The following is a 23,631-nucleotide window of genomic DNA, read 5'->3' on the forward strand; positions in this document are numbered from 1 at the left end:
GCCCGAGGCCGCGCAGCAGCGCCGGCGGCGCGCTGCTGCGCGACTCGGGCCCTACGCCGCCGGGAGCAGGCCGGCGGGTGGTGGTTCGGGACGGGACATGCGCGTGGGGGGCGCCTGTCGGCCCCGCTCCTCAGATCGTCGCCGTGTCGATCACGAAGCGGTAGCGGACGTCGCTGGCGAGAACCCGCTCGTACGCCTCGTTGACCTGGCCCGCGCCGATCACCTCGATCTCTGCGCCGAGCCCGTGCACGGCGCAGAAGTCCAGCATCTCCTGGGTCTCCTTGATCCCGCCGATCGCCGAACCCGCGATCGACTTGTTGCCCAGGATCAGGGAGAAGAGGTTCAGCGAGATCGGCTCCTCGGGGGCGCCCACGTTGACCAGCGTGCCGTCGGTGCGCAGCAGAGCGAGGTAGGCGCCGAGGTCCAGCGGCGCCGAGACCGTGGAGAGGATGACGTCGAACGTGCCGGCCAGCTCCTCGAAGGTCCGCGGATCGCTGGTCGCGTAGTAGTGGTCGGCGCCCAGCTTGAGCCCGTCGTCCTTCTTCCGCAGCGACTGGGAGAGGACCGTGACCTCGGCGCCGAGGGCGTGCGCGATCTTGACGGCCATGTGGCCGAGACCGCCGAGACCCACGACGGCGACCTTCTTGCCGGGGCCCGCGCCCCAGCGCTTGAGCGGGGAGTACGTGGTGATGCCCGCGCACAGGAGCGGCGCGGCCTCGTCCAGGGCGATGCCCTCGGGGATGGAGAGGGCGAACGTCTCGGCCACCACGATGTGCGTCGAGTAGCCGCCGTACGTGGGCTCGCCGGCGCGGTCGAGAGCGTTGTACGTCTGGGTGTTCCCCTCGGCACAGTGCTGCTCGCGGCCCATCAGGCACGCGTCGCACGTTCCGCAGGAGTCGACCATGCAGCCGACGCCGACGCGGTCGCCGACCTTGAACCGGGTGACCCCGGGGCCGGTCTCGGCGACGATCCCGGCGATCTCGTGGCCGGGCACCATCGGGAAGATGCCCTCGCCCCAGCCGTCGCGGGCCTGGTGGATGTCGGAGTGGCAGATCCCGGCGAACTTGATGTCGATCAGGACGTCGAACTCGCCCACCGGGCGGCGTTCGATCGTGGTGCGCTCCAGCGGAGCCTTGGCACGGGGAGCGGCGTAGACGGCAACGGTGGTCATGCCGGAGGTTCTCCTCTGGGTGATGCGGTAGGAACGTCTCCCAGCATCACGCCGCGACGGATGTTTACCCAGGTCACCGCTTTGCCTACGTCCAGCGGTCCTACTACTGACGGGGACAGGCTCCGGCACGTACGACCAGGAATCACAGGAATAATGGAAACCATGGACGATCGACCAGAGGCCGCCGCCCCCGAGCCGCTGGACGGGCGCGCCGAGCTCAGCGAGTTCCTGCGCACCCGGAGGGACCAGGCTCCAGCCGGGCGACGTGGGACTTCCGGAGTTCGGCCGGCACCGCCGGGTGCCCGGTCTGCGCCGGGAGGAGCTGGCGCAGCTGGCCGGGGTCTCCGTGGCGTACTACACGCGCCTGGAGCAGGGAAACGGGCGCAACGTGTCGGCCGAGGTCCTCGACGCGATCGCTCGGGCCCTGCGGCTCACGGACGCCGAGAGCGCCCATCTGACGCACCTGGCCAAGCCCGCGCGGCACGGGAAGAAGCGCCGCCCGGCCCGGGTGCAGCGCGTGCGCAAGGGCCTGCTGTACCTGCTCGACAGCATGGACGGCATCCCCGCGTACGTGACCGGGGCACGCTCCGACGTCCTCGCCTGGAACCCGATGGCGGCGGCGGTGTTCGGCGACTGGGGCGCGCTGCCGCCGGGCGAGCGCAACTGGGCACGGCTGGTGTTCCTCTCCCCCGACTACCGGGACCTGTTCGTGAACTGGGACTCCAAGGCCTCGGACATGGTCAGCTATCTGCGGCTGTACGCGGGCTGCCACCCCGACGATCCGGAGCTGTCGGCGCTGGTGGGCGAACTCTCGGTCAAGAGCGACGAGTTCCGGCGGCTGTGGGCCACGCACAACGTCAAGGAGAAGGGCCACGGCAGCAAGGTGCTGCGGCATCCGCTCGTCGGGGAGCTGACCCTGTCGTACGAGACGCTGAACCTTCCCGACGACGAGGAGCAGCATCTGGTGACCTACCACGCGGAGCCGGGATCGGAGTCGTCCCAGGCCCTGCGACTGCTGGCGAGCTGGGGAGCGGACGCGGGCCGGGCCGGCGCTGTCAGCGAGGCGGGCCGAGGTCCGGCCGACGAGCGATGAGGACGAGCTCCCTGCCGGGGGATGGTGGTGACGCGGTGGGAACGCTCCCGGTTCCACGCCTCCCAGGCGCGCCGGGCCGGATCCCGGGTCTCGAAGACCAGATGCCCGCCGGGCCGCAGCGCCTCGTGGGCGCCGCGCAGGGTCGCCTGCCAGTCGTCCGGTGCGACGATCTCCTGCGCGACGTTGGCCGTCATGGTGACCAGGTCGACCCGCAACGGCGGAAGGGCCGCGGCGTCACCGCGGATCCAGCGGACCCGGTCGCCGCCCGGCTTGGCGCGCGCCACGTCGAGCGAGGCCCGAGCGGGGTCGACCCCGACGACCTCGATCCCACGGTCCGCCAGCAGCAGAGCGAACACGCCCGTACCGCAGCCGATGTCCAGCACGCGCCGCGCCCCGAACTCCTCGGCGAGGCGGACGTACGGGGCCAGGTCGCCCCGGTCTGGTTCGAGTGGGTCGTAGAGAGCAGCCAGCCGGGGATGTACGAAGATCTCGTCAGCCATGCGGCAGAAGGTACCGGGTGCTGTCGCCGGAGCAGCGCGCGAACCCGGAGCCGGGCCCTGTGTACGCCGATACCGGGAGTTGTCGAACCAACTTTCCGGTTTCTTTTCGGAGAACGGAAGAATTACGGCAGAGAAGCGCGAGCACTTTCCGGCCGAGCATCTCCCGTGAGCCGCCATAACGGACCGGAAAGGAAATACGCGAGTCGTCGCGCCCATCCGCGGTCCGCGAGTGTGCGGGGCCTCCACTCGCCCCGCGAAGCGGCCTCATTCCGGCGCGAACGCCTCCGCGTGCTCGGCCGACCAGACGCGGTACGGCCTCGCCGGGCGGTCCGTCAGTTCCTGGATCGTGGGCACCACGGCTGCCTTCGCTCCCGCCCGCTGCCGCTCCGCGCTCTGCAGGAAGGCCTCCGTGACGGGCGGCGGATACTTCGCCAGCAAAGCCGTACGCGCGGCGTCCAGGCCCAGTTCCTCGAAGCGCAAGGGCCGCCCCAGCACCCGGGAGAGCTGGGCCGTCTGCTCCCGCGCGGTGATCGCCTCCGGGCCCGACACGGCGTACGCCCTGCCCTCGTGCCCCGTACCGGTGAGGACGGCGACGGCCGCCGCGGCGACGTCGCGCGGGTCGACGCACGCGACCGGAGCGTCACCGTACAGGGCGCGCACCACTCCCGCCGACCGGATGCCGGGGGCCCAGGAAAGGGTGTTGGACATGAACGTCCTGGGGCGCACGAACGTCCACGGGACCCCCGACTCCCTCACCGCCTGTTCGTTCTCCCGCTGACGCCGGGTGATGAAGTCGTCGGCGTCCGGCTCCTCCACCGCCATCATGGACAGCTTGACCAGGTGGCGTACGCCCGCCGCGGCCGCCGCCACGGCGACCCTCTCGTCGTCGGGCTCCGTGGGGCTGTTCGTCACCAGGAACACCGAGGCGACGCCCCGCAGGGCCCGGTCGAGAGCGGCGCGGTCCCCGTACTCCCCCTCGACGATCTCGACCCCTCCCCCCCGTACCGTGAGCCGCTCGGGGCGGCGCGCGAGAACCCGCACGGGGCCGGCCGCCGCCAACTGTCCGGCGACCTCACGGCCCACCGCTCCGGTCGCACCCGTCACGAGAATCACTCGGGAAACCTCTCAGCCGTGGGCCCGCGGGCCGGACAGGACGGTGGAGAACACCGTTTCGCCGTCCTGATGGCCTGTCACCTGTACCGTCACCGTATCCTCGGCCGTCCCCGGCAGGACCACCGCCCCGATCCAGCACGGACTGCCGAACTCGGAGTACCGGTGGAACCGGGTGCGCGCCTCGGCCGGAACGACTCCCGCGGGCCCGGCCGCGAGGCACGCCGCCTGGCGGGCCGCCTCCAGCAGCAACATGCCCGGGACATGGTCATTGGGTCGCTGGAACAGGGTGGGATGCCGGGTGTCCACACGCAGTTCCCAGACTCCGTCCCGCCCGGTCTCCGAGAGCACCACGTCCTCGACGCGGGCACGGCCCGCCCGGACCGCCGGGACCGGCACGGTCTCCGGTATGGATATCCCCTCGGCCGGGGCGTCGCCGCGCATCCGCCTGTACGCCTTGGGAGTGCTGAAACGGGTCTCTCCCCTTCCCGTCGCGGCGAGCTGACCGTCCCGGTGCACCGCCCAGCCGACACTCCCCTGCGCCGGGAGCCCGCCCCGCCACTTCAGGTCGGAGCAGAACACCTCCACGTCGATCTCGGTGGGTGCGCCCCCGACGGCCAGGTGCTCCTGATGACAGACGTAGTCCAGTCCCGTCATCAGGAACTGATAGCCGAGCGGGATCCCGTACCCGGCGTGGAAGGCGAGCATGGCCGCCTGCCGCATCGCCTCCGCGACCAGCAACGGGTCGTGCCGGTCGTCACCCACCGGAGCGAAGAACGGATGGTCGTGCGGAAGAACCGCCCCCACCGAGAACCGGTCGTGCTCCAGGCGTACCCAGTTGCGCGGAAAGGCGTCCTCCGGCCTGGTCCGGTGCACCATGTCGATCCCCACGGGATGCACCACCTCGGCCTCCGCATCCATGGTCGGCACCGAATCGATCAAAACTGCTGCTTCGGGCATAACTCCCCCCAGGGGTCATGTAGTGGCGAGCCGTTCCTGCGATGCTTATACCGGTAGAATAATAAGATAGAGACTACTCGGTCATTTTCCCTTTACGGGCGGGCCGGATCCCCCACACCGCCCCGCCCGGAATACCGGGTCCCGCCCGGGATTCCGGATGACAGCGGCGCGGCCATCCGGGAAACGCGTCGGCCTGGCCGCGACGTTCGCCGGAATTCGCCAGAGCGCCGACTTCGCGAAATGTGCTCGCCGCTCCCCTTTTCCGTGCGCCCATCGGCGCCTGGCCCGGGATGCCGAGCTCGAAGGGATGCACCCCGTCCAGGGCGAGAACGACGGCCCGTTGCACGCTTCCCATGGCACGATCCTGTCGAAAGATGGCGATCATGGCATGGTACGCCGGGTGTGCGCCCTCGACCCTGGACGTGTCGAGTGCCCAGGGAGACCCCTGGGCACTGGCGGAGGCCCGAACGCTCGCCCTCGTGGCGTTCAGGCGTTCAGGCGTTCAGGCGTTCAGGCGTTCAGCGCCAGCTTCGCGCCGAGCCCGATCATCATCACGGCGACCAGACCGTCCAGCACCCGCCACGCGGAGGGTCGCGCGAGGACTCCGCTCAGCAGCCGGGCGCCGAACCCGAGCGCGGCGAACCAGCACACGCTGGCGAGGATCGCGCCGAGGCCGAAGGTCCAGCGCAACGGTCCTCGGTCGGCGGCGACGGACCCGAGCAGGAACACGGTGTCGAGGTACACGTGCGGGTTGAGCCACGTCATCGCCAGGCAGGTCAGCACCACCCTCCCGCGCGAGGCGGCCGGGGCGTCCCCCGCGTGCAGGGCCGACGGGCGCAGGACCCGGCGTGCGGCGAGCAGACCGTAGCCGATCAGGAACACGCCGCCGAGCAGCCCCACCACCGTCAGCGCCGAAGGCCAGGCCACGACGAGGGCGCCGACCCCCGCGACCCCCAGTGCGATGAGCACCGCGTCGGACAGGGCGCAGATTCCGACCACCGCGAGCACGCCGTCGCGGCGGACGCCCTGGCGCAGCACCAGGGCGTTCTGGGCTCCGATGGCGACGATGAGCGAGAGGCCGGTGCCGAATCCGGCGGCCGCGGTGGTCAGGGCGTTCGTCATGCGGGCGACGGTACGGAGCGGGGTAACTTGGTGTCCAGCTAATGATTCTTACGTATCATTAGTGTTCATGATGTCCGAGCTTCCTCTCGACCAGGTGCGGACCCTGCTGGCCGTGGTCGACGAAGGCACCTTCGACTCCGCGGCGAACGCCCTGCGGCTGACGCCGTCGGCGGTCAGCCAGCGGGTGAAGGCGCTGGAGCAGCGCACGGGCCGCGTGCTGCTGATGCGCACGAAGCCGGTGCGGCCCACCGAGTCCGGTGAGGTGGTGGTGCGCTTCGCCCGCCAGCTGGCCAGGCTGGAGCAGGACGCGCAGGTGGCGCTCGGGATGTCCGGGCCGGGCGAACCGACGCTTCTGCCGATCGCGGTGAACTCCGATTCCCTGGCGACCTGGTTCCTGCCCGCTCTGCGGCGCGTGCCGGAGGAGCTGGGGCTCTGTTACGAGCTGCGCCGGGAGGACCAGGACCATACGGCCGCCCTGCTGCGGGAGGGGCTCGCGATGGCAGCGGTGACCTCGTCGCCGGAGGCGGTCACGGGCTGCTCGGTACGCCCGCTGGGCCGGATGCGGTATCTGCCGGTGGCCAGCCCCGGTTTCGCCGACCGGTGGCTGGGGCGGCGGGAGGGCACCGCGCTGCGCGAACTGATCGGCGACGCCCCGGTGATCGGCTTCGACCGGCGCGACGACCTTCAGGACGCCTTCGTGCGACGGCTCGGCCCCGGCCCCCGGCCGAGCCCCCGGCGCCACCTGGTCCCCACCTCGGAGGGGTTCGCGAACGCCGTGGCGTCGGGCATGGGCTGGGGCATGGTGCCCGAGGTCCAGGCGGAGCCGTTGCTGAGCGGCGGCCGGCTCGTGCGGCTCACCCCGGACCACACCGTCGACGTCCCGCTGTACTGGCAGCAGTGGAAGCTGGAATCACCGGCCCTGGCGGCCGTCGCCGAGGCGGTGGCGGCGGAGGCGGCCGAGGCACTCGACAGCGACTGGCCGGACTGACCGCCGCACCGCCCGGTCACGGGCGGTGCCGGGCGGGCACGCACGATTCGCTCATGATCGGCCGTCCATGATGGGGGGGCAGGTTCCGAAGTCCACGCACGGGAGTCACGTATGTCCGAGCACGCCGTCCGTCCGTTCCTCCGCCGTGGGAGCACCCTCGCCGGTCTGGCCGTCGGCGTCGCGACCGCGACGGCAGCGGGACTGCTCCTGTCCAACACGTTCGCCTCGGGCTCCACGGCCGATGCCGCGCCCGAGGTCGTGCCGCCCGAGGCGAACGTGACCTTCGACTACCAGATCGGCGGCGGGTACTCCCCGCCCGCCGGGGTCGGGGCGGTCTCCCGCGACCGTGGCGACGAGCCGGCCGAGGGCCTGTACAACGTCTGCTACGTCAACGCCTTCCAGACCCAGCCCGACGCGCTGGACCGGTGGGAGAAGAACAACCCCGATCTGCTGCTGCGCGACGGCGACGGCCGGCTGGTCAACGACGAGGACTGGGGCGAGGCGCTGCTCGACACCTCGACCGCGGACAAGCGCGCCCGGCTGGCGGATATCGTCGGGGGCTGGATCGACGGCTGCGCGAAGTCCGGTTTCCAGGCGGTGGAGCCGGACAATCTGGATTCCTTCGAGCGCTCCGAAGGTTTGCTGACCCGGGAGCACAACGCGGCGTTCGCGAAGCTCCTGGCCGACCGGGCGCACGCCGCCGGGCTGGCGATCGGCCAGAAGAACACCACCGATCTGCTGGAGCAGCGGGGGAGGATCGGGTTCGACTTCGCCGTCGCCGAGGAGTGCGGCCGGTACGACGAGTGCGCCGACTACGCCTCCGCGTACGGCGACAGGGTGTACGTCGTCGAGTACACCGACGGCGACTTCGCGAAGGCGTGTTCGTCCGTGGGGGCGACGGTCTCGGTGGTGCGCCGGGACCTCGACGTCCGGCCGGCCGGACAGCCGGGTCACGTGTTCCGCACCTGCTGAACGGCCCTTTCGGAGGATGGTGGCTCAGGGGGCGTCCGGCGGGTGGGCGCAGACGGTGAAGATGCCGCCGTCGGGGTCCCTGATCACCGCTTCGGTCCCGTCGGCGGGCGAGTCCACCGGCGGTCCCGCCGTACCGCCCGCCGCGCGGGCCGCCTCGGTGGCCGCTTCCAGGTCCGCGACCGGGAAACGGACGTGCCAGCGCGGGCGCAGCCGGGGGTCGGGGGAGGACGCGTCGCCGCCTCCGCGCAGGGTGGCCACGGTGCGGCCGCCCTGCCGTACGACGACCGTGTCCTGCTGGTACGCGTAGCCGACCTCGCAGCCGCCGGGTACCTCGGAGGCCCAGCCGAACACCTCGGCATAGAAGATCGCGCAGTCGAAGGCGTGGCTGGTCCGCAGTTCGATGGAGGCGGGAGGGTTGTCGCGGCCGAACGACCAGGGCGGGGTCCTGCCTTCCCAGAAGCCGAATCCGGCGCCTTCCCGGTCGGCGGCCACCGCTCCCCGTCCGGGGCCCACCCGGATCGGGCCGACGGCGATGGTGCCACCCCGTTCACGGACCCGGGCCGCTGTGGCGTCGACGTCGTAGACGGCGAAATACGGTGTCCAGGAGACTTCCGTGGGCAGGCCGGGGGCGATCTGCCCGATCCCGGCGACCGGCAGGGCGTCGGCGTGGGCGACGGTGAAGCCCTCGCCGAGGGTGCCGGAGCGGAAGGTCCACCCGAGAACGGTCCCGTAGAAGTCCTTGGTGGCCCTCAGGTCCCGGGTCATGAGACTGACCCAGCACGGAACCCCGTGCACCGGGGTGCTCTGCTCTGCCGCGGTCATCGGGTTCCGTCTCCTCGTCCCCGGGTGGCGAGCCGCCGGACGTGGACGTCGGTCCGGCGGGTGGGCCTGTTGGTCACCGGCCGTCGCAGGCCGGTGCGCTCCGTGGCGTCGCACGTCCTCCGGAGCGGCACGCCTCCATACCTACGCCGCCGGGGTTGCCGCCGCCACCCGGGCCGCGTCCCGGAACGGTGCGGAGCGCACGGCTCCGGCTGTCCCGGACGGGACCCCGCACGTCAGTGGCCGGTGACAGGATGCCCGGTCGACCGCCTCGCAGCCGAGGGCCGACCCGCAGCGCTGTCGCCGGGCGACCGCGTCCGGTGGGAGGAGCACCGGCAGCGCCTGGGAACAGGTGGCGCGGGAGGCCGGGTAGCCGTTCCGAGGGTTTCGTCGCCCGTTCAGCGTCCGGCGAGCGCCGCGGGTTCGCCGAGCTGGTGCGCGGCGGTGCGCCAGGCGGCGGTGACGGCTTCGCGGGCCGTGGCGGTCGCCGCCCGGACCTCCGGCGGGAGCTGCAGCGGGGCGCCGACGTGGACGTGGAGCCGGGGGCGGCGGGCCGGAGCGGTGAGGATCCCGGAGATCTGCTTGACGCACGAACCCGAGGTCACACGGCGGGCTCCCGCCTGGCCGAGCGGCACGACGGGCGCGCCGGACGCGTGCGCGAGACGGGCCAGGCCGCTGCGGAAGCCTTCCGGCGGGGCCTCCGCCGCGTCCGTGCGGCAGGGCAGCCGTCCTTCGCCGTAGATGAGCAGATGACGGCCGTCCCTGAGTGCGCCGGCCGCCGTGTCGAGGGCGCCCGCGGCCCGGTCGGTGTTCCGGTGCACGGGCACGTGCCCGCCACGCTCCAGGAGACGGCCGAGTACCGGTATGCGCCACAGGCCCGCGGTGGCCATGACGACGGGTTCGACGCCGAGGCGCAGCAGTGCGGCGAGGACGATGCCCGGGTCGGCCAGGGAGGTGTGGTTGGCGACGATGATGCTGCCGGCGGCCGGAGCCGCGGCGTGGTCGGACGTGACCGTGAGTCGTCCGAGCGAGGGGACGATGGCGGCGGCGACGCGGCTGAGCACGGTTCTCCCGGGGTTCGGCGGGCGAGGCCGTCCTGGTGACGGCGGGGCGGGTGCGGGGTCTCAGGCCCCCCGGTCGATCACCCCAGCGTCGGGACGCTCCCGGGCTGCCGGGACTCCCCTGGGCGGTGCGCCGTGCCGGTTCAGAGGGCCAGCCACACCGCCGTGTCCCGGGGCAGCCGGCCCTCGGCGTCCAGGGGGCCGCTGGTGAGCAGGACCTCGGTGTGGGCGGGGAGCCCGGCGGAGCTCCCGGCGAGGTTGACGGCGCAGACCAGGCCCTCGCCGCGGGCGAACATCAGGAGGCCGGGCTCTTCGCTCAACCAGCGCAGCGGTTCGGTGTGCAGCGCGGTCAGGGTGCGCCGCAGCCGCAGGGCCTCGCGGTAGAGGGCCAGCATGGAGTGGGGGTTCTGTGCCTGGAGGTCGGCCGCGCGGGCCGGCCAGTCGGCGGGGAGCGGGAGCCAGGGTTCGACGGTGGAGCCGAAGCCGGCGAACGGTTCGCCGGCCGCCCAGGGCAGCGGGGTGCGGCAGCCGTCGCGGCCGGGGGCCCGGCCCTGGGAGCGGAAGTACATGGGGTCCTGGATGCGGTTTGGCGGTACGTCGGCCTCGGGCAGGCCCAGTTCCTCGCCCTGGTAGAGGTAGACGGAGCCGGGCAGGGCGAGCGAGAGGAGGGCGGCGGCGCGGGCACGCCGGGTGCCCAGTTCCAGGTCGCTGGGGACGCCGAACGCTTTGGCCGTGAAGGCGAAGCCGGTGTCCTCGCGGCCGTAGCGGGTGACGGTGCGGGTGACGTCGTGGTTGCAGAGGACCCAGGTGGCGGGGGCTCCGACCGGGGCGTGTTCGGCGAGTGTCTCGTCGATGGCGCGCCGGAGAAGACGGCCGTCCCAGGGGCAGGTGAGGAAGGTGAAGTTGAAGGCGGTGTGCAGTTCGTCGGGGCGGAGGTAGCGGGCGAAGCGCTCCGAGTCGGGCAGCCACACCTCACCGACGAAGATGCCGCCGAACGCGTCGGCGATGGCCCGCCAGCCCCGGTAGATCTCGTGCAGCTCGTCCCGGTCGATGTACGGGTGGGGCCCCTGGTGCCCGTCGAGGTCCGGGAGCGCCGGGTCCTTGGCGACCAGGGCGGCGGAGTCGATGCGCACCCCGGCGACGCCGCGTTCGAACCAGAAACGCAGGACGTCCTCGTGCTCCTGGCGTACGACCGGGTGCGCCCAGTTGAGGTCGGGCTGCTCGGTGGCGAAGAGGTGCAGATACCACTCACCGTCCTCGACCCGGGTCCAGGGGACTCCGCCGAACTCGCTCTCCCAGTCGTTGGGAGGCAGTTCGCCGTGTTCGCCGCGGCCGGGCCGGAAGTGGAAGAGTTCGCGCTCCGCGCTGCCGGGGCCCGCCGCCAGGGCGGCCCGGAACCAGACGTGCTGGTCGGAGACGTGGTTGGGAACGATGTCGATGATGGTCCGGATCCCCGCCTCGCGGGCTTCGGCGATGAGTTTCTCGGCTTCCGCGAGGTCGCCGAAGGAGGGGTCGATGGCCCGGTAATCGGCGACGTCGTACCCGCCGTCCGCCATCGGGGACAGATACCAGGGGGTGAACCACAGCGCGTCGACGCCGAGTTCGGCCAGGTAGGGCAGCCGGGACCGCACGCCCGTCAGGTCGCCGGTGCCGTCGCCGTCGCCGTCGGCGAAGCTGCGGACGTAGACCTGGTAAATGACGGCCGAGCGCCACCAGTCGGCGGCGGCAAGCTGGCTGCCTTCCATGAGGCGGGTTCCTTTCGGGCGGGGCGCGGTCGCCGGCGGGGTGGGCCGGTCCGCGCAACAGAGGACGGGAGGTTCTGACGCCGCCGCCCCGGAGCGGGGCGGGAAGGCCGGGGACGGCGGCGGGTCCGGGATGGGCGGCACAGGTGGTGCCGCCCGGCGCGGTCAGCCTTTTGTGCTGCCGGCGCTGATTCCGGCGATGATGTGCCGCTGGAAGACCAGGAACATCAGGACCATCGGGATGCTCGCGATGACCATGGCCCCGATCAGCACGGTCAGCGGGACGTTCTGCGAGAGCTGCACCAGTGCCACGCTGATCGGTTGCTTGTCGGTGTCGGAGAAGACCATCAGCGGCCAGAGGAAGTCCTGCCACACGGCGACCAGCGCGAAGATCGACACGACGCCGAGGACGGGTCTCGACAGGGGCAGGACGATGGACCACAGGGTGCGGAGCTTGCCCGCCCCGTCGATCTCGGCGGCTTCCAGGACATCGCGCGGGATCTGGTCGAAGAACCGTTTGAGCAGGTAGAGGTTGAAGGCGTTCGCGACGGCCGGCAGCCAGATGGCCAGCGGGTCGTTCAGCAGGTTGACGTGGATCAGCGGCATGTCCGCGATCGTGAGGTACTTGGGTACGACGAGTGCCTGCACCGGGACCATGAGGGTGGCGAGGATGCCGCCGAGGATGATGTTGCCGAAGGCCGGCTTGAGTTTGGACAGGGCGTAGGCGGCGGCCGTGCAGAAGACGATCTGCAGCACCCAGGCGCCGGTCGCCTGGACGACCGTGTTCCACAGGTGGGTCGGCAGCCGCATCAGGTCCCAGGCGTCGGTGTAGCCGCTCGCCCGCCACTGCTCGGGGACGAGGGTGGGCGGGGTGCGCACCACTTCCTCGGGCGGTTTCATCGCGCCCGTGACCATCCAGTAGACGGGGAAGAGGAACGCGAACGCGAAGAGCAGGACGACGAGGGTGAACACCGACCAGTAGGCGGCCTTGCCGCGGCGTCCGGCGAGTGCCAGCGGCGAGATGACGGTACGTGACGACCGCTCGGCCGGGGCGTCGCCGGACTTCCTGGCGCGGACGGTGGGCGGTTTCCGTACGGGGGGCGGAGCTGTCTGTGTCATGGCGGGCGACGCTCCTGTCAGTCGGTGCGGGTGAGTCGCAGATACAGGGCGGAGAAGGCGCTGAGCACCAGCAGGAGCATCACGCTGAGGGCGGACGCGCCGCCGAAGTCGTTGTAGAGGAAGGCGTACTTGTAGATCAGGTAGAGCACGGTGACGGTGGAGTTCTCCGGGCCGCCGCCGGTGATGACGAAGGGTTCGGTGAACACCTGCATCGTCGCGATGACCTGGAGGAGCATCAGCATGAGGATGATGAAGCGGGTCTGCGGGATCGTGACGTGCCGGACGCGCTGCCAGACGGACGCACCGTCCAGCTCGGCGGCCTCGTACAGTTCGCCGGGTATGCCCTGGAGGGCGGCGAGGTAGATGAGGACGGTGCCGCCCATGTTGGCCCAGGTGGCGACGATCACGAGCGAGACGAGCGCGGTGTCGGCGCCGTTGGTCCAGTTCGACGTCGGCAGGTGGAGGGAGCCGAGCACCTCGTTGGCGAGGCCCGCGCCCGGATCGTAGAACCACTTCCACAGCAGGGCGCTGACCACCGGAGGGATCATCACGGGGAGGTAGACGACGACCCGGAAGAAGGCCTTGGCGTGCCGCAGTTCGTTGAGGACGAGTGCCATGAGGAACGGGACGGCGAACCCGATGACCAGGGCGAGCACGGTGAAGGTGAGGGTGTTGCGCCAGGCGGCGGCGAACTCCGCGTCCTGGAAGACGCGGGTGAAGTTCGCGGTGCCGACCCATTCGGGGTCGGACCCGGGGGTGTACTTCTGGAACGCGATGATCACCGACCGGACGGCCGGGTACCAGGAGAACAGGATGAAGCAGAGCAGGCCGCCGATCAGGAAGCCGTAGGCGGTGGCCTGGTCGGCGATCTTCCTGCGCAGCGGGCCGAGGGGTCCGCGGCCCGCCGGGCGCACGTCCCCCGGGGGAGGCGTCGTGCCGGCGGACCGCGGCTTCACGCGCGCCGCGGGCTGGGACGTGGTCTTCATGGCCCTCTCAGCCCCGGGCCAAGATTCCGTCGATCTTGGACTGGGCGTCCTTCAGCAGGGCGTCGATGTCCGCGTCCTTCTTCGTCAGGACCGCCGAGACGGCGCCGTCGAGGACCGTGTAGATCTGCTGGCCGTGCTTGGGCTCCAGCTTCATGTCGAGCTGCTGGCCACCGTCGATGAAGGCCTGGTAGTTGGCGACCGGGACGTTGGCGGACGCCTTTTTCAGCTCCTGATCCTTGGCGTCGGTGGCGCCGGTGAACAGGCGCGGCTCGGGCAGGCCGACCGGGGACTTGTCCTCGGCGGCACGGGCGTAGTTGTTCATGAACCCCTGGCCCGGAGTGAGGAAGGTCCACTCCAGCCACTTGAGACCGGCCTTGATCTGCTCCGGGGTGGCCTTCTTGTTGAACATGTAGCCGTCGCCGCCCATGAGGGTGCCCTTGCCGCCGGGCATCGGGGCGAAGGCGAGGTCCTCGTACGCTCCGCCGGCCTCCTTGACGATGCGCGGGACGTTGTCGGGAGCGGCCAGGTACATGCCGAGCTTGCCGGAGCCCATCATCTGGAGGGTGTCGTTGATGATGAGCAGTTGCTTGGCGCCCATGGAGTTGTCGCGCCAGCGCATGTCCTTGAGGTTCTGCAGGACGGCCTTGCCCTCGGGAGTGTCGACCGTGGCCTTCTTGCCGTCCGCGCTGACGACCGTGCCGCCCTGGGAGTAGATCGAGGCGGTGAAGTGCCAGCCGCCCTGGTTCTGGGCGCTGTACTCGGCGAAGCCGACGGTGCCGTCGCCGAGCGCGGCGATCTTCTTGGCCGCGGCCCGGACCTCTTCCCAGGTGGCCGGCGGCTTGTCCGGGTCGAGACCGGCCTTGACGAAGAGCGGCTTGCTGTAGAGCAGGCCCATGGAGTAGTTGGTGCGCGGGATGCCGTAGATCTTGCCGTCGACGGTGTAGGCGTCGCGCAGGGGCTGGGCTATGTCCTTGTACGCCTTCAGGTCCTTGACGTACGCGGTGATGTCCGCGGCCTGGTTGATGGAGACGACGCGCTCGGTGTCGGTGAAGTACGTGTAGAAGACGTCTTCCATCTGGCCGCCGGCCAGCTTCGCGTCGAAGGTCTTGGGGTCCTGGCACGGGAAGGCGTCGTGCGCGGTGACGTCGATGTCGGGGTTCTGCTTCTCGAACGTCTTGACGTCCTCGTCGAACCGCTGGTGGTCGATCTTCGCACTCGGCTGGGGCCGGCAGTTGACCGTGATGCGCGTCTTGCCGTCCGCGGAGCTGTCGCCCTCGGCGCCGCAGGCCGCCAGGCCGGTGATGGTCAGGGCCGTGGCGACGGCGGTGACGCAGGTACGACGAAGAACAGAACTTCTCATCGGTGGACCCCTCTTGGGCAGGAGTGCGGGAAGCCCACAGCCCCGAGCTGTGCGGCGAGCCACACTCAACCACCGCCGACGAATGTCCGCAAGATCTCACGTTCATTTCGTAAATCTTTGACAGGTTCCGCTCTCCATGGATCGCGACGGCTGACGGAACCATGGGGAACCATGGGGCCGTGACCCGTACGAGATGCCACCAGAAGGCTGCGAGGACACCGCGAACGGGCCCGTCACCGCCGGGCAGCCGCGCACGCGGGAGCGGCCGAGTCGGCAGGGTCCGCGGGGCGGGAAGCCGAGACCGTCACAGGCGCCGGGGGGGGGGTGTTTCGCGGGCGCGCGACGCCCGCGAGGGCGGGCACCGGCGGCGGGTATCACCGCGGGAAACACGCGGCAACCCGCCCGGAAGGGCGGAGGCCCGGCCGGCCGGCTGGGAGCGCTCTCCACGCGGCTGCGTGGACCGCTCACCGAAGCACGGCCGCCCGGGCGATCGCGGTGGGTGGCCGGGGAGCCGCGGCGGCATCGGGCGCGATGTCGGACGCCCGGCCTGCCGCGGCCTCGCCCGCTCCCCTGACGACGGCTTCAGCAAACCGTCGCGTCACGAACGCAAGAATATGGCAATAGTTGCAGGACGTTTATCGTCCCGTGATGAACATGACCGCCCCGAGGCGGCCGGGACCGGGGTTCCGGCCCGCGGGCCCCTAGCGGGCCGCGGCGGCCGTCCGCACCGTGCCGAAGTCGATGGCGCGGTCGGCCTCGCGCAGGACCTCCTCGGCCACCCTGCGTACTTCGGCGGGTACATCGCCGTGCTCCTCCACGAGGCCGGCGTAGATCGGTGCTTCGGTGCTGTCTGCGGAACTCATACGGTTCTTCCCCGTCGGTCTGGTGTGTGAGAAGCCCCTGCCGGTCGGCGGAGGCGGGGGCGAGTGTACGTGCTGGGCGGCAGCGGTCGCGATTCCATTCCGGCGCGCGGACCCCGCCGCATCTGCTGAAACAGCGCCCCGCCCCGCCCCGGAGGGCGCGGGGCGGCTGCTCCGTCACCGCCCGCGTCGGCCCGTGCCGAGGTGCTGCACGGGAAAGCCCGCACGGCCGGCGAGTGCGGTCAGCTCGTCGGCACGGGCCGCCCGCAGGCCCACCACCGGACAGCAGTCGGACTCGATGTCGAGGACGGCCAGCGCCGCACCGATCTCCCGGTAGCGGCGGCCGCAGACGTGCAGGAACTGCTCGGTCGGCAGGAGCGTCTCCTCGGGCTCGAAGAGCACCCAGGGATCCACGGAGGGCCTCGATTCGAGCTTCTGCAGCCGTACCCGGATCTCCCGCGCGTCCTCCTTCCAGTCGAACTCCGCGAGGAGCCCCCGTGCGTCCAGCGCGTCGATGAGCGCGATCCAGGCGAGGTTGTCCACCGGCTCGTCGATGCCCCGCTCCGCCAGGCGGCCCCCGAAGGCGCTCACGTAGTCGTGCGGGCTGTCATGGGCGCGCAGCACCTCTTCGGCCACGGCGGGGTGCGCCGGGGCGAGCAGTGAGGCGATCTCGGCCAGGGCCGTGCGGATCGCGTCGGCGTCGTGCGGGTCGGGCATGGCGTGCTCTCCTCCGAGGAAGGGGGGGCGGGTCCGGTCGGGTCCGAGAAAGGGGGCGGGCCGAAAGCCGGGAGCCCGGGCGCGGGACCGGGCAGCTCTAGGTCGGGCCCGCCGAGCGCCGTCCCCGGGCCTCGGGCAGGGGTCGGTGGCCCTCGGTCCACTCGTTGACCCAGCCGCAGCCCGAACAGGCGTACCGCCCGTCGAGGCCCGCGATCAGGGTGCCGCAGCGCGCGCACCCGATGTAGGTGATCTCCGGATGCTCCGTGGCCGCTTCGTCCGGGGAGCGCCGCTCCCGGCGGGCTGAGGCCGTCATCGTCCGGCGTCCGTTCCCGCGGCGTCCAGCAGGATCCGGGCGAGCTCGCGCGGCTGCGAGAACATCGGCCAGTGACCGGTGTCCATCGTGACCAGCCGCCACCGCTCGCCCGTCAGCAGCTCGGCCACCTCGGGGCTCGGCTCGGGCTGGTCGAGCAGGCACTTGACGTACGTCGCGGGCAGCAGGCCCAGGGGACGGGTCAGGGCGGCGGGATCGGTGAGGGTGGCGCCGGGGTGGGGCGTCGAGCCGCCGAGGAACCGGGCGAGCTGTTCCTCGGTGAGGCCCTGGTCCGCGCAGTCGGAGGCGGCCGGCGGCGGCCAGAAGCCCCCGTTGGCGGCGATGGCGGCCTCGACGCCGGCCCGGCCGTCCGGCCAGCCGGAGACGAAGGACTCGCCGTCGGCCGGGACGTTGGAGTCGACGAACACGACGCGGGCGAGCCGGTCGCCGATCCGCTCGGCGGCCTGCCCGACCGGAATGCCCGCGTAGCTGTGGCCGACCAGCACCACGTCGCGCAGGCCGAGGCGCTCGACCTCGTCGACGACGTCCTGGACGTGCGTCTGCTGCCCCGCCGCCGCTTCCCTCTTGTCGGCCAGGCCCGACAGGGTCAGCGGGTGGACCCCGTGACCGGCCGCGCGCAGGCCGGGCTCCACGTCGTGCCACGCCCACGAGCCGAGCCAGGCCCCTGCCACCAGTACGAATTGCGTCATGCCAGCAACGTAGCGCAGGGGTACGACAGAGCCACCCCGCCGCCGCCCCGTCGGCGCCTCGCTGCCTTCGCAGCACCGGAACGGGGCGGCGGGCGCTGCGGGCAGCGGCACACCACCACCCTTTCGCTGTCACTTGCCGATCGAACAGGATGCGTTGTCGGCCGTTTCTGACTGCTTTTCGCTATGAACGGAGGCGGCGGGCCGCAGCGAGGCAGGATGTCCCCGTGATGGGCAACCTCCCCGTCGTGACGACCAGCTTCGTCGGACGCGACAACGAACTGGCCGACGTCGAACGGGCACTTCGAGATCGTCGGCTGGTCACGCTCACCGGCCCCGGCGGGGTCGGCAAGAGCCGGCTGGCCCTGCGCACCGCCGAGCGTGCCCGGGACCGTTACGCCGACGGCGTCTGGTGGGCCGACCTTTCCCATCTGCACGACGAGCAACTGCTCGCCACCACGGTCTGCGACGGCGTCGGGCTCCTGGACCACAGCCCCCGCCAACCCGTGGCCGCGCTCGGTGAATGGCTCTCCGGCCGACGTCTGCTCCTCGTTCTCGACTGCTGCGAGCGGATCGTCGGCCCCTGCGGGCAGCTCGTCGCCGAACTGCTCGCCTCGGCCCCGGGGCTGACGGTCCTGGCCACCAGCAGGGAGCCGTTGGGCGCGGCGGACGAGAAGTGCGTCGAGGTGCCCCCGCTCTCCGCGGGCGACGACGGTGACGAGGCGGTCCGGCTCTTCCACGAGCGCGCGGCCGCCGTCGCCCCGGGTCTCTCGCTCGACGACCCGGAGAGTACGGCCGCCGTCGCCGAGATCTGCCGTCGGCTCGACGGCATACCGCTCGCCCTCGAACTGGCCTGCGTGCAACTCCGCGAGAGCAGCGCGCAGGAGATCACCGTTCGGCTGGCCTCCCGGATGGAGGAGCTCGCCGACGACACCCTCTGGCCCCGCCGTCACCGTGCCCTGCGCACCACGATCGGCTGGAGCCACGAGCTCTGCGCACCGCTGGAGCGGCTGCTGTGGGCACGGCTCTCCGTCTTCCGCGGCGTCATCACGACTCCGGACGCGGAGGCGGTGTGCGCGGGCGGGCCTCTGGACGCCGGGGCCATCGCCCAGGCCCTGGAACGCCTGGCCGACCAGTCCGTCCTCCGGCGGACCGGGGGCGGTTACCGGATGCTGGACACGCTGCGCGAGTACGGGGCGATGTGGCTGGCGGAGCTGGCGGAGGACGCGCTCCTCGCGGACCGGCACGCCCGGCACTTCGCCCATGTCGCCGTCCAGGCGTACGCGGGCTGGCTCGGGCCGTCACAGGTCCTCTGGTACCACCGGATCGCCGACACCCACGCGGACCTGTGCGCGGCCCTGGACCACCTGCTTGCCGAGGACCCGGAGATGGCGATGGAGATGGCCGGGTGCGCGGGTCTCTTCTGGAGCTGCTGCGGCCATCTGCACCAGGCCCGTACGTATCTGGAACGGGTGCTCGCCCTGCCGCTCTCCGCCGGCCCTCACCGCACCCGGGCACTGTGGGCCCTGGGCATCACGCTGACCCTGCAGGGCGACCACGAGGCGGCCCGCCGCATCGGCGAGGAGTGCCGGCACGCGGCACTCCTCGACGAGGACCCTGAGGCGGTGCTCCTCGCGGCCCACTCCATGAGCTTCACGTATCTGATGATGGGCCGGCCGCTCACCGCGTACACCGTCAGCGACCAAGCGCTGAGCCAGCACGACGGTGACCCCGCGGACGCGCCCTCACAACTGCGCTGCCGGGTGATACGCCTGTTCGCCCTGTCCGCGCTCGGCCGGCTCGACGAGGCGTACGAGGAGGCCATGCGGCTCCAGCGGATCAGTCTGCGGTTCGGCGAGCACTGGGCACGGGCGTACGCCGATCACCAACTCGCCCTCATCCACCTGCTCCAGGGCCGTCCTCGTCATGCCGAGAGTCACGCGCGCGCGATGCTCGCGAGCAAGCACGAGCTCCATGACAGCCTCGGCATAGCGCTCGGCCTCGATCTGCTCGCCGGAGCCATCGCCGCGCAGGGGAACGGAGTGGCCGCGGCCCGTGCCTCCGGTACCGGACACGCCTACTGGCGCATGATCGGCCACCCGCACCGGGGCACCCCGGAGCTCGGGGCGATCCGCGCGCAGTGGGAACTCCAGGCCCGGCAGGTCGCGGGCGACTCCGCGTACGAGCTGGCCTACCGGCGCGCCTCGGCCGACGACGCCGAACGCGGCCTGGCCCACGCACTGGAGCGCGGGCATCCCGGATAGCCGGAGCACCCGCCGCACCGGGCGTCCGCCGCCCGGCCGCCGGCTCCGTCCGCCCACCGCGCCGGCGGACGCCGGACACCCGGCGAGACCCCACCTGGGCCGTGTCCTGTGCGGGGTGACTCGCTGGCCGCTGTGCCTCTGACCCGTCCTTCCGGCCGCCGCCCCTGTCCGGCGGCCGGGGAGCCTGTTTCCCCCGTCGTCCTGGTCAGGCGCTGAGCATCGGGTGCGTCTCCAGCAGTGCCTCGGGTATGCCGAAGGCGCGGGTGAGGGTCAGCGCGTGCGGCTCCAGGAAGCCGAGGACCGCGTCGACCGCGTCGGGCAGGTCCTCGACCTGCTCGGCCGTCATGCGCCCCCGTGCCAGCAGGTCCCCGCTGTGCGCGGCGACCCGGCGCAGCGCGAACAGGGCGTGCAGCCCGCGCAGCAGGTCCGCCGCCGGCCCGGAGCGAACCTGGCCCGCGGCGGTCAGCAGGGACTCAGCGGCGAGCCAGTGGACGTGGGCGTCGGCCAGTGCCACGGCGGGCGTCACCGTCGCGTTCCAGCGGGCCAGCGGGGAGTCGGCGCGCTGCCGCAGCCGGGCTTTCGCACGGCCGTGGGAGATTCGCTCGATGTCGGCCAGGAGGTCCTGGAGGAACTGGGGGTCGGTCAGCTCCCGGTCCTCGGCCGCGATCTCGCTCTCCGGCTTGAGGTCGACGCCGCCGAGCAGCATCTCGCCCCCGGCCTTCTCCATGATGACCTTGTTATCGCCCTCGGCCGTGATCGCGCCCTCGATGGAGGCGAGCTGGAGCGCGATGCCGTTGGCCTGGATCAGGCCCTGGGCCCCGCACCGCTCGCGGCACTCGGTCATGACCGCCCGGGCCCGCCAGGTGATCCAGGCCTTGCTGATCGCCGTCAGCCGCTCGTACGCCTCGCGTTCCTCGCCGGTGGCCCGGTCCCACTGCCGCACCACCTGCCGCTGGAGCAGCGTGGCGGCGTAGGTCGTCGCCGCGGCGTCCAGCAGGGACGTGTGGTGACCGCGGTGGGCGATCAGCGGTACGCGCTGCCCGTTCGTCATGCCCGAGGTGACCCGCCTGTGGGCGTAGCGCATGGCGACGTCGAGAGCGTGACGCATGACGCCCAGGCTGTGGGCGGTCATGCACAACTTGCCCATCGTGACCCGTCCGATGGAATGGAGGAACCGCCGGCGGGGGCTGCCGAGCGCGCTGGTGAACTCGCCGTCCGGGGTGAGGCGGCCGTGGTCGCCCTGGAGAAGAGCGCTGAAGGGAAGCCGGACACCGTGGAACCGCGTGGCGCAGTGATCGACCGGGCTGCTGGCCGTCTGGGGCAGCGGCCGCACCTCCACACCCGGCAACGGGCTGCCGTCGCTGTTGCTGAGCGGCGTGAGGAACAGGAAGACGCCCTGGTCGGCGCCGTCCACTATCAGACGGGCCGCGACCACGGCCCCCTTCGCCCCTCCCGCCGGACCGGTGTTGGGCATGAACTTCTGCGCCCCAGCATGCGGGGTGTGCAGCACGAATGCGCGCGCCGCCCGGTCGAACGTCGCCGTGGTCTCCATATGCGCGGCGTCATTGCCATGGGCAACCTCGGTACAGAGAAATGTTCCGATGCGGTCCGCGCGGACGTACTCGCTCAGGTCGCGCCCGGCCGGTTCGTGATCGACCAGGCTCCCGAAGAAGAGGTTGTAGTGGATGGCGACGATGGTGGCCATGCCGGGATCCACCGCACCGGCCCACTCGTGGATGGCGGTGAGTTCGACCGGATCGCTCGCGAGAGCCTGTGGAGCCTCTGCGGCCTCGTTGACCAGCCGAAGCCGGTCGTAGCTCAGGTCTATGCGTTCTCCGTGGGTCAGGCCCTCCTCGAAGCGGAACGGGGCGGAGCTGAAGAGGCGCCTCCATCGTTCGTGAGTCGTGCCCAGCTGACCGGCGAACAGAACGTCGGCGAGCGCGGCGGAGACGGGTGCGGCTAAGTCGGTTGCGGTATCCGGAATCTGAGAAGCAGTCACACCCGAGAAAGCTAGCCTGATCGATCACGGTTGACGGAGTGAGGATCAACACGATTGAGCCGGGCGAAACACGGTAGGCGCCCGCTCCGTCACTCGCTTCCGCTGCTCGGCGGCCACCCGGAACGATCATGATCCCCACATCGGAGCCCTCGAGCCGCCCCCCATGGGGCACGGCCCTAGCATCCCCGTATGACGTCCATCAGCCGACTCCGTCCCGACCATGCCGAGGCTCTCCTCGCCTTCGAGCGGGAGAACCGGGCCTACTTCGCCGCGTCCATTCCCGACCGGGGCGACGACTACTTCGCCGCATTCGCCGAACGCCACCGCGAGCTGCTCGCCGAGCAGGACGCGGGGCTGCACCACTTCCACCTCATCGAGGACGACGACGGCGGCATCCTGGGCCGGATCAACCTCCTCGGGGTGCACGGGAACTCCGCCGAGCTGGGCTACCGGATAGCGGAGAAGGCCGCGGGGCGCGGGCTGGCCACCTGGGCGGTGCAGCAGGTCTGCGTCCTGGCGGTCCGGGAGTACGGGCTCACCGCACTGCGCGCGGAGACGACGCTGGACAACACGGGATCCCGCGCGGTGCTGGCGCGCTCCGGGTTCGAGCCGCTGGAGGACGTCATGTTCGGCGACCGCCCCGGGCGGCGGTACGTCCTGGACCTGAGCGGGGGCGCTCCCCCGGCGCCTTGAGCGGCGCCGCCACCCGAAGAAGCGGCGGCGCGCACCGGAAGGCGGGAAAGGGGTACGCCGGGCGTCCGGCGTACCCCTTTGCGGTCGGGCGGGGCGGAGGTCAGTCGTTGTCGGTCTCTTCGCGGACGATGGTGTCGTTCTTGGCGTCCACGTCGAAGGTCGTCCTCTTCCAGTCCGAGCCGATCACGTCGACCTGCCAGACGACGCCGTTGCCCTCGTTGTCGTCGAGGCCGACGGAGGTGACCGTCCCCTTCTTCTTCTCGGTGGCGACCTTGGCCGCCTGCTGCGGGGTCTGGGTGGCCTGGGCGAGCCGGTCGGCCGTCTGCTTCTTGTCGTCCGCGTCCTGATCCGCGTCGACACGGGCCTCGATCACCTTGCCGTCGACCGCGTTGATCCGGACGGTGTGGACCGTGCCGTCCTTCTCCGCGACCTCCGCGACCCAGACAGGGCCCTCGGTGCCCGGACTCGCGCTCGGGCTGGATGTGCCGGTTCCGGTCGGACTCGCGGTTCCGGTCGGACTCGCGGTTCCCGTCGGGCTCGCGGAGCCCGTGGGGCTGCCGGACCCGGTCGGGCTGGGGCTCTGGTCGCTGTCGTCGTCGTCCACGCCCTCCAGGTCCAGATCGACCAGCTTGCCCCCGGCCACCTCTCCGGAGGCGGTGGTGGCGGCGTCGTCGAAGGTGACCTTCGTGGCGTCGAGCACCTTCTTGCGCTCCTTCTGGTCCTCGGTCAGCTGGGCACTGGCCGAGGGCGACGTCGTCTGCTTCTGCGGGACGACCTTCGCGGCCTCGGAGGTGGCCGCGCTTGTCGCGCTGTCCGAGCTCTGACCGCATCCGGTCATCAGAACGGCTGTGGCGGCGGCCATGCCGAGGGCGCCGACCGTCTTGAGGGTGCGGGAACGGGAGGAGGCACTGTTCATGCGTCGAGGCTCAAGTCTCATGCACGCATGCCTAGCCCTCCGGACCATCGGTCATGTTGTCCTACCGGGGAGTCACCCGATCGACCGGGCGGGTCCGCCCGTTGGCCGCCGCTCCCCGGGCGGTGGACGCCGAGGTGCGAAACAATGGCGGCAGGGCCGTAT

The 23,631-nt window shown here is 71.5% G+C and carries 22 protein-coding genes and 1 pseudogene; 5 read left to right on the forward strand and 18 right to left on the reverse strand.

What is annotated here, in order from left to right:
• Positions 1–130: 130 nt before the first annotated feature.
• A complete protein-coding gene (locus CR470_RS04360; RefSeq protein ID WP_097866252.1) occupies positions 131–1,171 on the reverse strand; it encodes an NAD(P)-dependent alcohol dehydrogenase in 1,041 nt (346 codons plus the stop codon).
• 162 nt (positions 1,172–1,333) lie between these two features.
• Here CR470_RS04360 and CR470_RS04365 point away from each other — a divergent pair.
• Positions 1,334–2,234: pseudogene (locus tag CR470_RS04365) on the forward strand (helix-turn-helix domain-containing protein); the annotation flags it as partial.
• Here the strand turns inward: CR470_RS04365 and CR470_RS04370 are convergent.
• From CR470_RS04370 to CR470_RS04385, 5 genes are all read right to left on the reverse strand, one after another.
• A complete protein-coding gene (locus CR470_RS04370; protein WP_257138414.1) occupies positions 2,141–2,764 on the reverse strand; it encodes a class I SAM-dependent methyltransferase in 624 nt (207 codons plus the stop codon). The pseudogene CR470_RS04365 and the gene CR470_RS04370 overlap by 94 nt on opposite strands.
• Positions 2,765–3,028: 264 nt before the next feature.
• Positions 3,029–3,877, reverse strand: a complete 849-nt coding sequence (locus tag CR470_RS04375) for an NmrA family NAD(P)-binding protein (protein WP_097866253.1) — start codon at positions 3,875–3,877, stop codon at positions 3,029–3,031.
• 12 nt (positions 3,878–3,889) lie between these two features.
• Positions 3,890–4,834, reverse strand: coding sequence for a 2-oxo-3-(phosphooxy)propyl 3-oxoalkanoate synthase (gene afsA / locus CR470_RS04380; protein WP_097866254.1), 945 nt, complete (start codon positions 4,832–4,834; stop codon positions 3,890–3,892).
• 73 nt (positions 4,835–4,907) lie between these two features.
• Positions 4,908–5,219 carry a hypothetical protein gene (locus tag CR470_RS38635; protein WP_143663765.1) on the reverse strand — a complete coding sequence of 104 codons (312 nt, stop codon included), beginning with the start codon at positions 5,217–5,219 and terminating at the stop codon, positions 4,908–4,910.
• A gap of 125 nt (positions 5,220–5,344) precedes the next feature.
• Positions 5,345–5,956 (reverse strand): LysE/ArgO family amino acid transporter, encoded by a 612-nt coding sequence (locus CR470_RS04385; RefSeq protein ID WP_097866255.1) that lies wholly within the window; start codon positions 5,954–5,956, stop codon positions 5,345–5,347.
• Between the two features lie 67 nt (positions 5,957–6,023).
• Between CR470_RS04385 and CR470_RS04390 the strand changes: the two genes are divergently transcribed.
• The gene (locus CR470_RS04390; protein WP_097866301.1) at positions 6,024–6,944 is read left to right on the forward strand and encodes a LysR family transcriptional regulator ArgP; all 921 of its coding nucleotides are present in this window, start codon (positions 6,024–6,026) and stop codon (positions 6,942–6,944) included.
• A 111-nt stretch (positions 6,945–7,055) separates the two neighbouring features.
• Entirely contained in the window at positions 7,056–7,916 is an 861-nt protein-coding gene (locus CR470_RS04395; protein ID WP_097866256.1) for an endo alpha-1,4 polygalactosaminidase, read from the forward strand.
• Between the two features lie 24 nt (positions 7,917–7,940).
• On the opposite strand, the gene CR470_RS04400 is transcribed toward CR470_RS04395, so the two are convergent.
• The 10 genes from CR470_RS04400 to CR470_RS04440 all read right to left on the reverse strand — a co-directional run bounded on the left by CR470_RS04400 (position 7,941) and on the right by CR470_RS04440 (position 17,600).
• Complete coding sequence (locus tag CR470_RS04400) at positions 7,941–8,738, reverse strand: VOC family protein (RefSeq protein ID WP_097866257.1); 798 nt, start codon at positions 8,736–8,738, stop codon at positions 7,941–7,943.
• Positions 8,739–9,133: 395 nt separating this feature from the next.
• Positions 9,134–9,799: a lysophospholipid acyltransferase family protein gene (locus CR470_RS04405; RefSeq protein ID WP_097866258.1), complete on the reverse strand. Its 666-nt coding sequence runs from the start codon at positions 9,797–9,799 to the stop codon at positions 9,134–9,136.
• A gap of 140 nt (positions 9,800–9,939) precedes the next feature.
• The gene (locus CR470_RS04410) at positions 9,940–11,541 is read right to left on the reverse strand and encodes a glycoside hydrolase family 13 protein (RefSeq protein WP_097866259.1); all 1,602 of its coding nucleotides are present in this window, start codon (positions 11,539–11,541) and stop codon (positions 9,940–9,942) included.
• A gap of 162 nt (positions 11,542–11,703) precedes the next feature.
• On the reverse strand, positions 11,704–12,657 hold the full coding sequence (locus tag CR470_RS04415; RefSeq protein WP_179892137.1) for a carbohydrate ABC transporter permease: 954 nt from the start codon (positions 12,655–12,657) through the stop codon (positions 11,704–11,706).
• A 17-nt stretch (positions 12,658–12,674) separates the two neighbouring features.
• Positions 12,675–13,643 (reverse strand): carbohydrate ABC transporter permease, encoded by a 969-nt coding sequence (locus CR470_RS04420; RefSeq protein WP_097866260.1) that lies wholly within the window; start codon positions 13,641–13,643, stop codon positions 12,675–12,677.
• Positions 13,644–13,650: 7 nt separating this feature from the next.
• Positions 13,651–15,003, reverse strand: coding sequence for an ABC transporter substrate-binding protein (locus tag CR470_RS04425; RefSeq protein WP_097866261.1), 1,353 nt, complete (start codon positions 15,001–15,003; stop codon positions 13,651–13,653).
• A 701-nt stretch (positions 15,004–15,704) separates the two neighbouring features.
• The gene (locus CR470_RS39370; protein WP_018956403.1) at positions 15,705–15,866 is read right to left on the reverse strand and encodes a hypothetical protein; all 162 of its coding nucleotides are present in this window, start codon (positions 15,864–15,866) and stop codon (positions 15,705–15,707) included.
• Between the two features lie 174 nt (positions 15,867–16,040).
• Positions 16,041–16,580 (reverse strand): DUF6630 family protein, encoded by a 540-nt coding sequence (locus tag CR470_RS04430; protein ID WP_097866262.1) that lies wholly within the window; start codon positions 16,578–16,580, stop codon positions 16,041–16,043.
• 97 nt (positions 16,581–16,677) lie between these two features.
• Positions 16,678–16,893, reverse strand: coding sequence for a hypothetical protein (locus CR470_RS04435; protein WP_097866263.1), 216 nt, complete (start codon positions 16,891–16,893; stop codon positions 16,678–16,680).
• On the reverse strand, positions 16,890–17,600 hold the full coding sequence (locus CR470_RS04440; RefSeq protein WP_097866264.1) for an alpha/beta fold hydrolase: 711 nt from the start codon (positions 17,598–17,600) through the stop codon (positions 16,890–16,892). The genes CR470_RS04435 and CR470_RS04440 overlap by 4 nt, the downstream gene beginning before the upstream one ends.
• Before the next feature lie 227 nt (positions 17,601–17,827).
• Between CR470_RS04440 and CR470_RS04445 the strand changes: the two genes are divergently transcribed.
• A complete protein-coding gene (locus CR470_RS04445) occupies positions 17,828–19,861 on the forward strand; it encodes an ATP-binding protein (protein WP_097866265.1) in 2,034 nt (677 codons plus the stop codon).
• 205 nt (positions 19,862–20,066) lie between these two features.
• Here CR470_RS04445 and CR470_RS04450 read toward each other — a convergent pair whose 3' ends face one another.
• Positions 20,067–21,860, reverse strand: coding sequence for an acyl-CoA dehydrogenase family protein (locus CR470_RS04450; protein WP_097866266.1), 1,794 nt, complete (start codon positions 21,858–21,860; stop codon positions 20,067–20,069).
• Positions 21,861–22,049: 189 nt separating this feature from the next.
• Here CR470_RS04450 and CR470_RS04455 point away from each other — a divergent pair, with 189 nt between their 5' ends.
• Complete coding sequence (locus CR470_RS04455) at positions 22,050–22,553, forward strand: GNAT family N-acetyltransferase (RefSeq protein WP_097866267.1); 504 nt, start codon at positions 22,050–22,052, stop codon at positions 22,551–22,553.
• A 100-nt stretch (positions 22,554–22,653) separates the two neighbouring features.
• On the opposite strand, the gene CR470_RS04460 is transcribed toward CR470_RS04455, so the two are convergent.
• A complete protein-coding gene (locus CR470_RS04460) occupies positions 22,654–23,469 on the reverse strand; it encodes a PepSY domain-containing protein (protein WP_097866268.1) in 816 nt (271 codons plus the stop codon).
• Positions 23,470–23,631 lie beyond the last annotated feature (162 nt).

The sequence above is a fragment of the Streptomyces sp. rh34 genome (genome assembly GCF_002551245.1).
In the GTDB taxonomy this organism is placed as follows: Bacteria; Actinomycetota; Actinomycetes; order Streptomycetales; family Streptomycetaceae; genus Streptomyces.